Source organism: Paracerasibacillus soli, from assembly GCF_042432965.1.
Taxonomy (GTDB): Bacteria; Bacillota; Bacilli; order Bacillales; family Amphibacillaceae; genus Paracerasibacillus; species Paracerasibacillus soli.
In genome coordinates, this window is the sequence record NZ_JBHLWL010000008.1 from 39586 (window position 1) to 55260 (window position 15675).

Genomic DNA, 15675 nt, shown 5'->3' on the forward strand with positions numbered 1-15675 from the left:
TAAGATAATGCTTAAGAAAACATTAAAAGAGTGATAACGAACATTGATGAGCTGGAAGAATTCTCTCAGATATGCGTTAACTCGCTCTATAGCGCTACGACGTTTGAAAACATTTTCCATGCTTGAGAACCGCGGCTGGTGCAGTATTTTTCGAAGGGCTGTCGTGATTTTTACTTGATAAAGCTTTTGGAAGATACCTTTGTTATCCAAAAAGACAGTCAACTTGATTGTTTACTATCTATTCTGCAATCGTTGAAGCGTTAAGAAATAGTTAGGCACTTATAGTTTGCAGTGAAACTACAATAAGTTGTAAGTAAGCAAGCAAACTTTTCTTACTTACAACTTATTAGTAGACCTTCAGGTTGCCTCCAATAGGTAAATACTTAAAGTAATTAAGATGGAATTAAGCAAAAGAATGATGGACCATTACCGAGACCAAATACAAAAAAGTGTTGACAGTTTACTTTTTTGTATTCTACACTTTCTTTTATAGATGTACATTAAAATAATTAGATGTGAGTTGATTATGACTTTAAAAACAAGGATATTTAATAAACAGCAAGTTTGTCAGGAATATAAACGGGTAGTGGATACAAACTGTTAAGAACAAGAACTAAAAATGGACGGATTTCGATGTAAGATCTAAAGTTTAATAAAAGAATAAAGGCAAATTCACAATACACTATTCCTAGAGGGGATAAATTGCCATGCGCAGTTTACCCCCCTTTTTTGTTTTGAATATTAAATTATCTGTTGTAAGTTCCATAAGAAAATTGGTATAATTCATTAAAGCGTTTTACAATAGGGGAGGTTTGTAAAATGAAGAAAATTGTACTTTTTGTATTGCCGGCTCTCATAATTGTGTTTATTAGTTTTTTTATTTACTCAAATCATACAACAACTCTACAAGAAGTAATCTCAAAACAAGAGAAGACAAATCAGAGTAATATTGAAAGTTTATCAATAACTGGTAAAAACCAAGAAGAATTTGCAGTCATTTCCAATAAAAAAATAATAGATGAAATACTGTCAAATGACGTAGAACTAAAAAAGGTTAGAAAGATTAATGAAAATCATGGTGATTTTTATATGATTAATATTCGTTATAAAAATGAGGCTAAACGTTTAACGTTTATGGTATTTTCAAATTATATTACCTTAGAACCAGAACCATCTTTAAAGTATAAGGTTATAGGGAATAATCACCTTTTTAATATAATAGATTCAGAAGACTTTCAATGGGATAACGAATAAAAAAATCCTATAATTTTTCACTGATGTGAAAAAGTTCCGTCCAACCCCGAGTAAAGAAAAGGTTATCGAGCGTGACTTTCTATTAAACAAAGCCTTCTCAACGAGCTCTAAAAATGAAAAATGGGTTGGAGAGATATAACCTACATTAATACGCTAAGACACGGCTGGTGCTATTTAGCATCTGTTATGAATTTACACACAAAGAAAATAGTTGTTTATTCAATTTTACGTGAAATGACAAATGAGCTAATTATATAAGCGTTAAAAAATGCCTATTATAAACAGAAACCAGGTAAGGACCTGATTCTCCACTCCGATCCTGGGAGCCAATATACGAGCAATGACTTTGCACAAGTCATAAAAGAATATAAAATGATACATTCCTTTAGTTATAAGGGAAGTCCTTCTGATAATTATTCCTATATAGCGCCATTTCATGCCCTTTTAAAGAGAGAAGAAGAAATCATGTATAGTATTATGATTTTCATTCAGCAAAATTTTGCTATTTAAATATATCGAAAGCTGATACAACCGTAAGAGAATCCATGATAGTATCAATTATAAAAAACCACAGGAAATGGAATAACTACTGCGGGATGTAGCGTAACGCACACCTTACAATTAGTGCACGGCTTTACGTGGAGAGGCTGGTATGATAGCCTTCCTGCCATGCCAGTAATGTTTTTAAATAAGCTGGCTTCCTGGCTTAAAAGTTATGCCCACAGGGACTCCATGTCAAGCCTTAAACATATATGTTTTACAAAACGTAAGAGTGCAAATACAAACTTATCTTATTTATGTCCAAAATATTTACTTAGATCCAACATAGAATTTAAATGATAGATACATAATGGTATTAGAAGTTACATTCAATCATCTGTAAGGGCTTATGAAGAGTATTTAGAACACTACGTAATGAAGCTGGTTTAACAATAAGAGTAGCTAAGAATTATAATGGAAGAAATGATGCATGTTTTAGATTAAATGTTATGAAAATTAGTTATAAGTCATTAACGAAATGGCAATACTGCTACTATAAGTGGATCTAGCAAAAGGGGTGAATTGCCATTTCGTTAAAAAGACGTTACTCATTCGATGAACTTGTTCGTGTAAATAGAGAAAGAATTTTAGAAGACCGTAAGTTGATGGATAAAATTGAACAAAACATAGAAAATAGAATAAGCCAATCCTTAAAAGAATCAAAAAAGGAAGCGTAAGTATATCATGATCCCTGAATGACGTATGCATTTAGGGATTTTTTATCTGTTCGTAATTACATTATTATCCTGTATAGGAAAATACAATTTTAAGCAAGCTATAAATGGCCTAGTGCTAAAATAATGGACAAGGAGAATGAGGTACATGACAAATCGCAAATTTGAACATGAGCCAAAACCTGATGACAGAAGTGATAATGTTGAAAAGCTTCAAGAAATGGTACAAAATACAATTGAAAATATAGAAGCATCACATGAAACATTAGAATACTCTTCGGGGGAAGCAAGAGAACAAATCAAAGATAAGAACAAACGAAGAAAAGAAGCAATTCAAGGTATGCGAGAAGAAATAAAAGACGAATATCATGACCAACAAAAATAGCTATCAACCCCAAATCTAATATGATTTGGGGTTTTTTAGATGTAACCGGACTAATTGTGTTAAACTAATGGAGATGTAAGTATGATTGTTTATTATTTGAAAAAGTCCCTTCTGATATAAATATTATCTTATAAGAACTGGTTATTGTTTTGAGACATTTCGAAATGGTATGTTGTTTACATAAAAACGTTTGTGGGTGAGATATAGTGGCCTTTGGTATTGAACGGAATGAATTAAAATCTTGGAAAGTTAAAGTATCACAAGGTGAAGTTGCATTTCTAACGCACTATTGGATGGATAAGCGGTTTCCTAATTGTTATACGGTTACAAAAGTCGGCTGTAATAATGTACAAAAATTAAAAGCTTGGGGTAGAAAATATGGATTAGACCCTGCATGGATTGACTATAAAAATGGATATCCTCACTTTGATCTATTTGGAGAAAAACAGAGAGAGATATTAATGAAGGAACAAAAATGGAGCATGATAAAAAAGTTTAATTTATAAAAGCGAAAGGCAAGTGTGTAAAATATTATTACACTTGTCTTTCGCTTTATGATATTGATTATGCCTCTGGTGCCTTCGATTTTTTCTTTTCGGGAACAAGATCTACGCCCCCAGGATGAAACGGATGGCACTTTCCAATACGTTTGATAGCCAAAAATCCACCTTTCAACGCTCCAAATCGTTTAATTGCCTGTAGGCTGTATTCTGAGCAAGAAGGATAAAATCGACATGTTGGTGGTTTTAGTGGGCTAATAAATTTTTGATAAAATCGAATGATACTTAAAAATATATATTTCATCAAGTGAACCCCGTTCATTCATTCAGTCTAGATTACTATCACAAGTATACTGAAATACGAACAAAGAGACAACCATCAATGCTTACATCCATTTTATTTTTGGCTCTGTTTTATTTTTAATGCGTTTTATATTATCCCTATGGCGATAAAACACAAAAATCGTAAGTAACGATGTAATCAGAATTAGTCCGATATCTTTAAAAAATGCAGACACGCCAATGGCAACCACACCTGTTATCATAGAAGATAATGAGACATATTTTGAAATATATAAAGAGATTAAAAATGCGGCAATCATAATAACGAACAAAATTGGGTTTACACCTAAAATAATTCCTCCGGAAGTTGCAACAGCCTTTCCGCCCTTGAATCTTGCGAATATTGGGTATGTATGCCCTAGTACGGCAAAAATACCGATAATGAGTCGATGCATTTCCATATCAAATAGAAGTGGAAGAAGAACAGCAATTGTTCCTTTTAAAATATCAGCCAGCGTCACGATAATTCCAGCTTTTACACCTAATACACGAAAGGTATTGGTAGCACCAAGATTCCCGCTGCCATGCTCTCGTATATCCATATCAAAGCCTATTTTACCTACAAGAAGTGCGGAAGGAATTGAGCCTAATATGTATGCTATTAGTCCAAATACAATATATTCCATATACATCCTACTCTCTTATTTAAAAAAGTTAATAAAACTTTATACTATATTCTATCATGAAGTACTAAATGATAGAACTATTTGTTGTAAAAAAGCTATTTAGAAAGTCTCTATATGTTGTTGTACTAACATATACAGCACTTGTATGATAAACTAACAATAGACCTCATATATTATATTTACATTATACAATGTAGGCAATTTTTTAGAAAGGAGCGGATATCATGTCATGGCAGAACCCTCAAAATGAAAAATTGCAGTACATATTAGAACATGCAAAGACAGTTGCTGTCGTTGGCTTGTCGAATAATCCGGAGCGAACATCCTATCAAATTGCTAAAGCAATGCAACATGCTGGTTATCGTATTATACCAGTAAATCCAATGATTGACGAAGTGCTTGGTGAAAAGTCTTATGCTTCACTTACAAATATCGATGAAAAAATAGATATTATTAATGTGTTTCGCCGCTCAGAATTTGTACTAGATGTAGCCAAAGAAGCGATAACAACTGATTGCAATGTATTTTGGATGCAACAAGGTGTAATAAACGTAGAGGCGTATCATTTACTTCAGAGGCACAACTTTACAGTAGTGATGGATAGCTGTATTAAAGTTGTACATGCTGTTCTTGTGAAATAAAGGTAAGAGAAATTTCACTTCTTGTATCATGAACAATTCCTTAGTTACAGATGAAAGAACCATTATGGATGGCAGAAGATGTCATCCTTTTTATATGAATGTATCACCTAATTGTTTTGTAGAGTATACAATATAGAATTACTTATAGTATACTTATTTGAGTATAATGTCATAGTTGTTTGATTTACGTATAGAAGGAGTCGATTTTTAAATGGAGAAAATATCAACAAACTACTCAGATGATACCATTCAAGTCTTAGAAGGACTTGATGCTGTGCGTAAAAGACCTGGTATGTATGTTGGAAGTACGGACCATCGAGGACTCCACCATCTTATTTTTGAAATTGTTGATAACGCAGTTGATGAAGCATTGGCTGGGTATGGTGATGAAATAAAAGTTACGATACATAGCGATAATAGTATCTCAGTGGAAGACCATGGACGTGGTATACCAGCAGGTATGCATCGATCTGGACGACCAACACTTGAGGTTATCTTTACTGTATTACATGCAGGAGGAAAGTTTGGTCAAGGCGGTTATAAAACGAGTGGTGGACTGCACGGTGTTGGTGCATCGGTTGTAAATGCTTTATCTGAATCGATGGAGGTCACTTCGTTTCGTGATGGAAAAATTCACTATCAACGGTTTGAGAATGGTGGAAAACCTGCACATTCCCCAATAGACAAAGGTAATACTAGAAAGACTGGAACAATCATACATTTTAAGCCGGATCCGAAAATATTTTCTACGACAGTTATTCAAACGGAAACCGTCAGTGAACGCCTTCGTGAAGCAGCATTTTTATTAAAAGGATTAACTATATTATTTGTTGATGAACGTTCAGATGAGAAGGAAACTTTTTATTTTCCGGATGGATTAGAAGCTTTTGTTCATTATTTAAATGAGGAAAAAGATACGTTACATGAAGTCGTATCATTTGAAGGGGAACAACAAGATATTGAAGTTGAGTTTGCTTTTCAATTTAATGATGGATATGCAGAAAGTATGTTGTCATTTGTTAACCACGTACGTACGAAAGATGGAGGGACACATGAATCAGGTGCGAGAGCTGGTATTACAAGAATTTTTAATGATTATGCTAGACGAACTGGTTTATTAAAAGAACGGGAAAAGAATTTAGAAGGTACTGATATTCGCGAAGGTCTTACAGCGATTGTTTCGGTGCGCATTCCTGAAGAGAAATTACAATTTGAAGGTCAAACAAAAGGTAAATTAGGGACATCTGAAGCTAGATCTGCAGTTGAGGGTGTTGTTTCCGAACGTTTATCTTATTTCTTGGAGGAGAATGCTGACATTGCTGGCTTGTTAATTAAAAAAGCAATAAAAGCTAAAGAGGCACGGGAAGCGGCAAGAAAAGCAAGAGAAGATGCTCGTTCAGGAAAGAAGCGTAAGTCACGAGAAACCATATTAAGTGGAAAATTAACACCTGCACAATCAAGAAATCCCCAAAAAAATGAGCTGTTTCTTGTGGAAGGTGACTCTGCTGGTGGATCAGCAAAACAAGGTCGAGATCGAAAGTTTCAGGCAGTACTCCCATTACGAGGAAAAGTTATTAATACTGAAAAAGCAAAACTAGAAGATATTTTTAAGAATGAAGAAATTGCAACGATCGTACATACGATTGGCGCTAGTGTTGGTGGAGATTTTGACGTTAATGATGCGCAATATGATAAAGTTATTATTATGACAGATGCAGATACAGATGGTGCACATATTCAAGTGTTGTTATTAACATTTTTCTATCGTTATATGCGGCCACTTGTCGAAGCTGGTAAAGTATATATTGCGCTTCCGCCACTTTATAAAATTTCTAAAGGTAAAGGTAAAAAAGAAAAAATAATTTATGCTTGGGATGAAGCAGATTTAGCAAAAGCAATTGACACCTTTAAAAATGGTTATATGGTTCAAAGATATAAAGGTTTAGGTGAAATGAATGCAGATCAATTATGGGAAACAACAATGAATCCTGAAACAAGAACGTTGATTCGTGTTACTATTGATAATTTAGCGCGGGCTGAGCGTAGGGTAACAACGTTAATGGGGGATAAAGTTGCCCCAAGAAGAGAATGGATTGAAAGTAATGTTGCATTTGGTTTAGAAGAAGACGCAAATATATTAGATAATGAAAAAATTCATACAGACCGTATATAAAATGAGTTTTGTTTAATGTTGTAAGGAGAGGATTGTATTGACAAATGCTGAAAAATATTTAGATCTCCCACTAGAAGAAGTGATGAGCGATCGTTTCGGCAGATATAGTAAATATATCATACAAGAACGAGCTTTACCTGATGCGCGGGATGGATTAAAACCTGTGCAACGTAGAATACTTTATGCGATGTACGAGGAAAAAAACACACACGATAAAAATTATCGAAAAGCAGCCAAAACTGTCGGTACAGTTATTGGTAATTATCATCCACACGGAGATTCATCTGTCTATGAAGCGATGGTACGCCTTAGCCAAGATTGGAAAATGCGCAATTTATTAATTGATATGCACGGTAATAACGGAAGTATTGATGGTGATCCACCTGCTGCAATGCGTTATACTGAAACAAGATTAACGAGTATTGCTTCTGAATTACTTCGAGATATCCATAAAGAAACCGTTGAATTTATACCGAACTTTGATGATACGATAAGTGAACCAACTGTATTACCAGCTAAGTTCCCCAACTTGTTGGTAAACGGCTCTACTGGTATTTCCGCAGGTTATGCTACAGATATCCCACCTCATAACTTAGGTGAAGTCATTGATGCTGTTGTCATGAAAATGGATCAACCACAGGCAACAGTAGATGAATTAATGACCGTTATGAAGGGGCCAGACTTTCCAACAGGAGCAATCATCCAAGGCATTGACGAAATAAAAAAGGCTTATGAAACAGGAAAAGGCAAGGTTGTTGTGCGTGGTAAAGCTAGAGTTGAAGATATACGTGGGGGACGTCAACAAATTGTGATTGATGAGATTCCCTTTGAAGTAAATAAAGCAAATATGGTAAAGAAAATTGATGAATTACGAATAGATCGTAAGGTAGAAGGCATTGCTGAAGTGCGAGATGAAACAGATCGAACTGGGTTACGAATCGTAATTGAACTTCGCAAGGATGTAAATAGTGAAGGTGTTTTAAACTACTTATATAAAAATACAGATTTACAAGTTACGTATCATTTTAATATGGTGGCAATTTTGGATCGCACACCTAAGTTATTATCCTTACCACAATTGTTACAAGCTTATATAGATCACCAGAAAGAAGTTGTTTCTAAACAAACGACTTTCGATTTAAACCAAGCTAGATCACGTGCCCATATCGTGGAAGGCTTAATCAAGGCAGTATCTGTTTTAGATGAATTAATTGCTACCATTCGTGCTTCAAAAGATAAGCAGGATGCAAAGCAAAATATTATGGCAGAATTTTCATTTTCAGAAAAGCAAGCAGAAGCAATTGTGATGCTACAACTTTATCGCTTAACGAATACAGATATTGTTGCTTTAGAGAAAGAAATGAATGAATTACAAAAAGCCATTGCACAATATGAAGCGATCTTAAACAGTGAAAAGAAATTGATGCAAACGATAAAAAAAGATTTACAAGTGATGAAAAAAACGTATGCAGATGAGCGAAAAACGGTTATTGAAAATAAAATTGAGGAAATTACGATAGATATTGATGTATTAATTGCAAGTGAAGATGTACTTGTATCCATTACAAAAGATGGCTATATGAAGCGGACAAGTTTACGATCGTATGCAGCTTCAAATGGAGAAGATTTTGCAATGAAAGAAGAAGATCGGCTTATTCGCCTATTGGAAGTGAATACAACAGATAAATTGTTACTGTTTACGAATAAAGGAAATTACCTCGTATTCCCAATTCATGAATTACCTGATATCCGTTGGAAAGATTTAGGTCAGCATTTATCTAATTTTGTCACACTTGAAAGAGACGAACATATTATTGAAGCGATGCCAGTAAAAAGTTTTTCAGAGGACCAATATTTAATGTTTTTCACGAAAAATGGAATGGTCAAAAAGAGTGAATTTAAACTATACGATGCACAACGTTTTGCAAGAAGCTTAATTGCATTAAATCTTAAAGATGATGATGAATTAATCAATGTACACATAACAAATGGACATGACGATGTTTTTGTTGTATCAGATAAAGGTTATGGTGTTTGGTATCATGAATCGGAGGTATCACCTGTTGGAGTACGTGCAGGTGGTGTGAAGTCCATTGATTTAAAAAATGGAGAAAAAGTGATTAGTGGACAAGTGTTTGATGATCTAACGGAACCATCTCTTGTAGCAGTAACCCAAAGAGGTGCATGTAAACGAATGAATTTAAGCCAGTTTGAGAAATCTAGTCGCGCTCGTCGTGGACTAATTATGTTACGTGAATTAAAAAATAAACCACATGAATTAAGAGGATTTTTTATAGTCAGCCAGGAAGAAACCATAGCATTTCGAACAAATAATGATGTCGTTCACCAAGTATTTCCACTCGAATTACCACTAAGTGATCGGTATAGTAATGGTTCTTTTGTAATAGATACGGATCATGATGGAGAAGTTGCTGAAGTATGGCGTCAAGCTACCTATGAAAAACCATTTGAAGATAATTAATGATTAATGTAGGGGCTGGGGATAAGGTCTGACCTTTTCGTTTTATCCAGCCACTATTTTTAATGAATTTATTATGCTTTATAAATTGGAATATGGAAGATATTATTTTTTTACTTTATAAGTTCAGAAAAGTATGATAAGATGTAAAATGAAATATTAGTCGGAGGTGATAATTTCGGATTTACGTGAAAAGATTATTGATACAGCATTACATTTATTTGCATCTCAAGGATATCATGGTGTGACGGTTAATCAAATTGTCCAAAATGCAGGTACATCAAAGGGTGGGTTTTATCATCATTTTTCATCAAAGGATGAACTGCTTTACGTCATTCACGACACTTTTATTACATATGCTTTAAAACATGCTAATCAAGCTAATCAAAAATGTATAGCTCCTCGAAAAAAACTAGAAATTATTATTAAAGATTTTATAAAAGTGTTTGACGTTTATCAACCTCACATTTCGGTATTTTATCAAGAGAGCGTATACTTAAAGTCGGAATACGAACAGAATATTCGAATAAAACGAGAACAATTTAAGGAAATCATTATGAATGTGGTGCAGGAAGGACAACAAACTGGTGATTTTAGAAAAGAAATTGATGTTGATTTAACGAGCATGGCGATATTAGGCATGGTAAACTGGACATATAAGTGGTATAAACGATCGGGTCATAAAACAATAGAGGAAATTGGTAAACATTTTAATGACCTCATTTTACATGCAATTGTCAAAACATAGACCTGCATCCACGTTAAATGGATCACAATATTTTTTTAAATGATTAAAATGTATGCGCATACATTGTCGTTTTTTGCTTTTGACCGACCAATCAGTCTGCTTAATAAAAAAGGGGGCCGCGAAATGGATTTTAATTTAACGAAGGAACAAGTGATGATTCGTAAAATGGTACGCGATTTTGCTGAAGATGTGATTCAACCACGTGCCATTGATATAGACACAAGTGCGGAGTTTCCACTAGATATTTTTCAGAAAATGGGTGACCTAGGTTTGTTAGGAATTCCTTTTCCTGAAAAATATGGCGGATCTGGTGGAGACACGATATCTTATGCGATTGCGGTTGAAGAAATTGGTAGAATTTGCGGTAGTACAGGGTTAAGTTTTGCAGCCACTGTTTCGCTAGGTGCAAGTCCAATTTATTATTTTGGAACGGAAGAACAAAAACAATCCTATCTCGTCCCGATGGCCGAAGGGAAAGCACTTGGTGCATTTGGTTTAACAGAGCCAAATGCAGGTTCAGATGCTGGTGGTACAAAAACGACAGCGGTTCTAGATGGGGATGAATATGTCATAAATGGAGAAAAATGCTTTATTACAAATGCAAGTTTTGCTGAGACAATCATCGTTACAGCTGTAACGGGGAAAGATAAGCGGGGCAGAAATATTATCTCTGCAATTATTGTTCCAACTAATTCTGATGGAATCACTGTAACGAGTAATTACGACAAAATGGGTGTACGTGGTTCAGACACTGCAGAAGTCGTACTTGAGCAGGTGCGTGTACCAAAAGAAAATTTACTTGGAGACCCACAAAAAGGCTTTAAGCAATTTCTCTATACATTAGATGGTGGAAGAATTTCGATTGCAGCGCTAGGTCTTGGTATTGCACAAGCTGCATTAGATAAAGCTTTAGCTTATGCAAAAGAACGAACACAATTTGGCCAATCAATTTCTAAGTTCCAAGGAATTCAATTTAAACTTGCGGATATGGCAATGGAAGTAGAGCTAGCAAGAAATATGGTGTATAAAGCTGCTTGGTTAAAAGATCAAAATAAACCTTTTACAAAAGAAGCAGCATATGCGAAATTATTTGCTACGGAGACAGCCTTTCGTTCAGCAAATCAAGCCATCCAAATTCATGGTGGCTATGGTTATATGCGTGAATATGAAGTAGAACGATATTTACGTGATGCAAAACTATTAGAAATTGGTGAAGGAACCTCTGAAGTGCAACGACTTGTAATAGCTAGACAATTAGGTTGCTAGATTGGAAGAAACGACTAATATATGAGGTGAATACATGATTAAGAAAGTTTTAATTGCTAATCGTGGAGAGATTGCTGCTAGAGTTATTCGTGCTTGCAAAAAATTAGGAATACAAACAGTTGCCGTATATTCAGAGGCGGACCAACATGCACCGTATATCGAAATGGCTGAAGAGAGTGCATTACTTGGCCCACCGCGCGTCAATGACAGTTACCTGAATGTAGAAAAATTAATATCACTAGCAAAAAAGCATGGCGTTGATGCGATTCATCCGGGTTACGGATTTTTAAGTGAAAATGCCACGTTTGCGAAAAGATGTGAAGCAGAAGGGTTTATATTTATCGGGCCTTCCAGTGAGGTTATAGAAAAGATGGGAAGTAAAATTGCCGCAAGAAAGATAATGAGCCAAGCGAATATTCCGATTATACCTGGCGTGAATGAAGCAATCACATCTCCAGAAGAAGCTGTACAATACGCCAAAGACCTTGGTTATCCGGTTATGCTCAAAGCGTCGGCAGGTGGTGGCGGAATAGGAATGGAAGTTGTTCATTCTGATGAAGAATTGCGAAAAAGCTTTGAAAATAATCAGAAGCGAGCACAAACATTCTTTGGTGATGGTGCGATGTTTATGGAGAAAAAGATAGAGCACGCACATCATGTAGAAATACAAATACTTGCGGATAAACATGGGCAAGTGATTCATTTATATGATCGGGAGTGTTCCATTCAAAGAAGAAATCAAAAAGTAATCGAAGAAGGACCATCTCCATTTATTTCTGAAAAAACCCGTCAAGCAATGGGGGATGCAGCTGTAACAGCAGCAAAAGCACTCTCTTATACAAATGCAGGTACGATAGAATTTTTAGTTGATCAAGAGGAAAATTTTTATTTTCTAGAAATGAATACGAGAATCCAAGTTGAACATCCCGTGACAGAAGAAATTACCGGAATCGATATTGTCGCAGAACAATTACGAATTGCAAGTGGCCAAGAGTTGTCTGTTAAACAGGAAAATATAGGGGTTACAGGTCATGCAATTGAAGCACGAATATATGCAGAAGATCCGGTAACATTTTTTCCATCACCGGGACAAATTCTTCGTCTTGAATTACCTGAAGCAGCATATATTCGCCATGAGATAGCAATTACAAAGGGGATGAATGTTACTCCATTTTATGATCCGATGGTTGCAAAGTTAATTGTAAAAGGAAAAGATAGGCAAGAGGCATTGAATCGTTTACGTTTCGCATTAGAAAACTATCATATTGAAGGGATTAAAACAAATATTCCGATGCTGTTAAAGGTAGTAAATCACAAACAATTTCAAGTAGGGCAAACGACAACAGCATTTGTAGATGAACATTATATTCCATTAATTAAAAACTAGGAGGAATTCTCATGCAAGAAATAAAAGCAACGATGGCAGGAAGTGTTTGGAAAATTTTATTTAAAGAAGGGGAACAAGTCGGTGCAAATGAAGATGTCGTAATCTTAGAATCAATGAAAATGGAAATTCCAATTGCTACAGAAAAGGCGGGTACTGTGAAAGAAATCAAAGTTGCTGAAGGAGACTTTGTGAACGAAGGTGATGTTATCGTTGTTGTAGCATAAGTGGAGTGCTTCTGTTCTAAATGACAGAAGCACTCCTAAAAAATCACCTAGATAAGGGGGCTAAAATTTTGCATGTTACATGGGAATTAATTCATGAACATATTGGATGTATTACTATCAATCGGCCGGAAGTAGCTAATGCTTTATCTCAAGCAGTGTTAAACGAATTACAAACAATTATAAAAGAAATAGATAATCATCCCCAAGTATACTGTACGATTATAACGGGAGCAGGTGAGAAGGCATTTTGTGCTGGTGCAGATTTAAAAGAGAGACGAGGAATGTCAGATAAAGAAGTTGTAAAAGCTGTTACGCGAATTGGGGAAACGGTAACGATGCTAGAACAAATGAGCATGCCAACGATTGCAGCTCTTAACGGTGTAGCATTTGGTGGTGGTCTCGAACTAGCCTTAGCTTGTGACATCCGTATTGCAAACGAACATATAAAAATGGGCTTAACAGAAACATCACTCGCAATCATCCCTGGTGCTGGCGGTACACAACGTTTGCCACGCTTAATTGGCTTAGGCAAAGCAAAAGAACTTATCTTTACAGCAAAAGCTATTCGAGCCGAAGAAGCATTATCAATTGGCTTAGTACAATATACGACGGACGATGTAATGAAAAAATCCCTAATATTAGCGGATAAAATTATTCGAAATGGGCCAGTTGCATTACGACAAGCAAAGCTAGCTATCAATAGCGGGGCGGAAACAGATTTAAATACAGGATTACAATTAGAACACCTTGCGTATAAAGAGACAATACCTACAAAAGACCGAATAGAGGCATTAGAAGCTTTTAAAGAAAAGAGAAAGCCAAACTATAAAGGTCAATAATAAGAGGAGGATTATTTGTGTCATACATAGAAAAATTAGAACAAAGAGTTGCGCACATTAAAAAAGGTGGAAATGAAAAATATCACAATAGAAACAAAGCAAAAGGGAAACTATTCGTTCGGGAACGCTTAGAACTCCTTTTTGATGCAGGCCTAAATTTAGAAGACGCATTTTTTGCAAATTGTATGGATGACGGATTACCATCGGACGGTGTTGTCACAGGTATTGGAGAAATTGATGGCCAACAAGTATGTGTCATGGCAAATGATTCAACTGTAAAGGCTGGGTCTTGGGGTAAAAGAACAGTTGAAAAAATCATTCGTATCCAAGAAACAGCTTTGAAACTAGAAGTACCTATTATTTACTTAGTGGATTCTGCAGGTGCAAGAATTACCGATCAAATAGAGATGTTTCCAGGACGACGCGGTGCAGGAAGGATTTTTCATAATCAAATTAAATTATCTGGAAGAGTACCACAAATTTGTTTATTATTTGGTCCATCTGCTGCTGGTGGTGCATATATTCCAGCATTTAGCGATATCGTCATCATGGTTGAAGGAAATGCTTCAATGTATTTAGGTTCACCAAGAATGGCTGAAAAGGTAATCGGCGAAAAGGTTTCTTTGGAAGAAATGGGTGGAGCAAGAATGCATTGCTCTGTATCAGGATGTGGTGACGTCTTAGTAGAAACAGAACAAGAAGCAATCACGTATGCGCGACGCTATTTATCTTATTTCCCAGCTAATTTTCGAAATAAGCCAGCTACGCGAACAGCTTTTGACATAGCAGAAACAGAAAAGACAATTGTTGATTTAATACCTGAAAACCAAAATGCGCCATTCAACATGTATGATCTTATCGACCGTATCATTGACAAGGATAGTTTTTGTGAAGTGAAAAAGTTGTTTGCGTCAGAGTTAATAACAGGCCTGGCTAGAATAAATGGGCGTTCTGTAGGTATCATTGCGAATCAGCCAAGGATTAAAGGTGGTGTACTATTCCCAGATTCTGCAGATAAATCCGCAAAATTTGTCCAACTTTGTGATGCTTTTAATATTCCATTACTATTTTTAGTCGATGTTCCCGGGTTTATGATTGGAACTAAAGTCGAACGTGCGGGAATTATTCGTCATGGTGCAAAAATGCTCGCGACGATGAGTGAAGCAACTGTACCAAAGATTTCAGTTATTGTTCGGAAAGCTTATGGTGCTGGTTTATATGCAATGGCCGGTCCTGCATTTGAACCAGATTGCTGTATCGCTTTACCGACCGCACAAATTGCAGTGATGGGACCAGAAGCAGCTGTAAATGCAGTATACGCAAATAAAATTGCCGAATTAGATGAAGCGGATCGTCCAGCATTTATAAAAGAAAAACAAGATGAATATAAAGATGATATTGATATTTATCGCCTTGCTTCGGAACTTGTAATTGATGATGTAATTGAACCAAATAAACTGCGCGAAGAATTAGTACACCGATTTAAAATATATGATACGAAAAATGTTACATTTACTGAAAGAAAACATGGTGTTTATCCTGTATAATACATTAAAACTCTAAGAGGTTGAAACATAAGGGTCTGCCCCTTTTGTTC

15 protein-coding genes and 2 pseudogenes are annotated in these 15675 nt (G+C 35.5%); 14 read left to right on the forward strand and 3 right to left on the reverse strand.

Going from position 1 to position 15675, the window contains the following annotated elements:
- Positions 1-27: 27 nt before the first annotated feature.
- Positions 28-210, reverse strand: a pseudogene (locus ACFFIS_RS02200) (IS5/IS1182 family transposase); the annotation flags it as partial.
- A gap of 609 nt (positions 211-819) precedes the next feature.
- On the opposite strand from ACFFIS_RS02200, the gene ACFFIS_RS02205 reads away from it, so the two are divergent.
- The 5 genes and pseudogenes from ACFFIS_RS02205 (at position 820) to ACFFIS_RS02225 (ending at position 3359) form a co-directional block, all read left to right on the forward strand.
- Positions 820-1254 carry a hypothetical protein gene (locus ACFFIS_RS02205; protein ID WP_320378985.1) on the forward strand — a complete coding sequence of 145 codons (435 nt, stop codon included), beginning with the start codon at positions 820-822 and terminating at the stop codon, positions 1252-1254.
- A gap of 270 nt (positions 1255-1524) precedes the next feature.
- Positions 1525-1764: pseudogene (locus tag ACFFIS_RS02210) on the forward strand (IS3-like element ISBce13 family transposase); the annotation flags it as partial.
- 557 nt (positions 1765-2321) lie between these two features.
- Positions 2322-2471: an FbpB family small basic protein gene (locus tag ACFFIS_RS02215; RefSeq protein WP_320379791.1), complete on the forward strand. Its 150-nt coding sequence runs from the start codon at positions 2322-2324 to the stop codon at positions 2469-2471.
- Between the two features lie 145 nt (positions 2472-2616).
- A complete protein-coding gene (gene tlp, locus ACFFIS_RS02220; RefSeq protein WP_390185973.1) occupies positions 2617-2853 on the forward strand; it encodes a small acid-soluble spore protein Tlp in 237 nt (78 codons plus the stop codon).
- A 206-nt stretch (positions 2854-3059) separates the two neighbouring features.
- The gene (locus ACFFIS_RS02225; RefSeq protein ID WP_320378986.1) at positions 3060-3359 is read left to right on the forward strand and encodes a hypothetical protein; all 300 of its coding nucleotides are present in this window, start codon (positions 3060-3062) and stop codon (positions 3357-3359) included.
- Positions 3360-3417: 58 nt separating this feature from the next.
- Here the strand turns inward: ACFFIS_RS02225 and yidD are convergent, their stop codons facing one another.
- A complete protein-coding gene (yidD, locus tag ACFFIS_RS02230; protein ID WP_320378987.1) occupies positions 3418-3657 on the reverse strand; it encodes a membrane protein insertion efficiency factor YidD in 240 nt (79 codons plus the stop codon).
- A gap of 82 nt (positions 3658-3739) precedes the next feature.
- Positions 3740-4321 (reverse strand): glycerol-3-phosphate 1-O-acyltransferase PlsY, encoded by a 582-nt coding sequence (gene plsY / locus ACFFIS_RS02235; protein ID WP_390185975.1) that lies wholly within the window; start codon positions 4319-4321, stop codon positions 3740-3742.
- A 224-nt stretch (positions 4322-4545) separates the two neighbouring features.
- Here plsY and ACFFIS_RS02240 point away from each other — a divergent pair, with 224 nt between their 5' ends.
- The 9 genes from ACFFIS_RS02240 (at position 4546) to ACFFIS_RS02280 (ending at position 15625) form a co-directional block, all read left to right on the forward strand.
- Positions 4546-4962, forward strand: a complete 417-nt coding sequence (locus ACFFIS_RS02240) for a CoA-binding protein (protein ID WP_320378988.1) — start codon at positions 4546-4548, stop codon at positions 4960-4962.
- 211 nt (positions 4963-5173) lie between these two features.
- Positions 5174-7135 carry a DNA topoisomerase IV subunit B gene (gene parE, locus ACFFIS_RS02245; RefSeq protein ID WP_390185977.1) on the forward strand — a complete coding sequence of 654 codons (1962 nt, stop codon included), beginning with the start codon at positions 5174-5176 and terminating at the stop codon, positions 7133-7135.
- 37 nt (positions 7136-7172) lie between these two features.
- Positions 7173-9617: a DNA topoisomerase IV subunit A gene (gene parC / locus ACFFIS_RS02250; protein WP_390185979.1), complete on the forward strand. Its 2445-nt coding sequence runs from the start codon at positions 7173-7175 to the stop codon at positions 9615-9617.
- A 172-nt stretch (positions 9618-9789) separates the two neighbouring features.
- Positions 9790-10362, forward strand: coding sequence for a TetR/AcrR family transcriptional regulator (locus ACFFIS_RS02255; RefSeq protein WP_390186008.1), 573 nt, complete (start codon positions 9790-9792; stop codon positions 10360-10362).
- Positions 10363-10485: 123 nt separating this feature from the next.
- On the forward strand, positions 10486-11628 hold the full coding sequence (locus ACFFIS_RS02260) for an acyl-CoA dehydrogenase family protein (protein WP_390185980.1): 1143 nt from the start codon (positions 10486-10488) through the stop codon (positions 11626-11628).
- Positions 11629-11662: 34 nt separating this feature from the next.
- Entirely contained in the window at positions 11663-13015 is a 1353-nt protein-coding gene (locus tag ACFFIS_RS02265; protein WP_390185981.1) for an acetyl-CoA carboxylase biotin carboxylase subunit, read from the forward strand.
- Between the two features lie 11 nt (positions 13016-13026).
- Positions 13027-13239: an acetyl-CoA carboxylase biotin carboxyl carrier protein subunit gene (locus ACFFIS_RS02270; RefSeq protein WP_320378989.1), complete on the forward strand. Its 213-nt coding sequence runs from the start codon at positions 13027-13029 to the stop codon at positions 13237-13239.
- 20 nt (positions 13240-13259) lie between these two features.
- A complete protein-coding gene (locus ACFFIS_RS02275) occupies positions 13260-14078 on the forward strand; it encodes an enoyl-CoA hydratase (protein WP_320378990.1) in 819 nt (272 codons plus the stop codon).
- A gap of 17 nt (positions 14079-14095) precedes the next feature.
- On the forward strand, positions 14096-15625 hold the full coding sequence (locus ACFFIS_RS02280; RefSeq protein ID WP_390185984.1) for an acyl-CoA carboxylase subunit beta: 1530 nt from the start codon (positions 14096-14098) through the stop codon (positions 15623-15625).
- Positions 15626-15675 lie beyond the last annotated feature (50 nt).

What these genes read in the sequence shown, in the direction of transcription:
- ACFFIS_RS02205 (WP_320378985.1), top strand. Translation starts at nt 820, where the DNA reads ATGAAGAAAATTGTACTTTTTGTATTGCCGGCTCTCATAATTGTGTTT.
- tlp (WP_390185973.1), top strand. Translation starts at nt 2,617, where the DNA reads ATGACAAATCGCAAATTTGAACATGAGCCAAAACCTGATGACAGAAGT.
- yidD (WP_320378987.1), bottom strand. Translation starts at nt 3,657, where the DNA reads ATGAAATATATATTTTTAAGTATCATTCGATTTTATCAAAAATTTATT.
- plsY (WP_390185975.1), bottom strand. Translation starts at nt 4,321, where the DNA reads ATGGAATATATTGTATTTGGACTAATAGCATACATATTAGGCTCAATT.
- ACFFIS_RS02240 (WP_320378988.1), top strand. Translation starts at nt 4,546, where the DNA reads ATGTCATGGCAGAACCCTCAAAATGAAAAATTGCAGTACATATTAGAA.
- parE (WP_390185977.1), top strand. Translation starts at nt 5,174, where the DNA reads ATGGAGAAAATATCAACAAACTACTCAGATGATACCATTCAAGTCTTA.
- ACFFIS_RS02260 (WP_390185980.1), top strand. Translation starts at nt 10,486, where the DNA reads ATGGATTTTAATTTAACGAAGGAACAAGTGATGATTCGTAAAATGGTA.
- ACFFIS_RS02265 (WP_390185981.1), top strand. Translation starts at nt 11,663, where the DNA reads ATGATTAAGAAAGTTTTAATTGCTAATCGTGGAGAGATTGCTGCTAGA.
- ACFFIS_RS02270 (WP_320378989.1), top strand. Translation starts at nt 13,027, where the DNA reads ATGCAAGAAATAAAAGCAACGATGGCAGGAAGTGTTTGGAAAATTTTA.
- ACFFIS_RS02275 (WP_320378990.1), top strand. Translation starts at nt 13,260, where the DNA reads ATGACAGAAGCACTCCTAAAAAATCACCTAGATAAGGGGGCTAAAATT.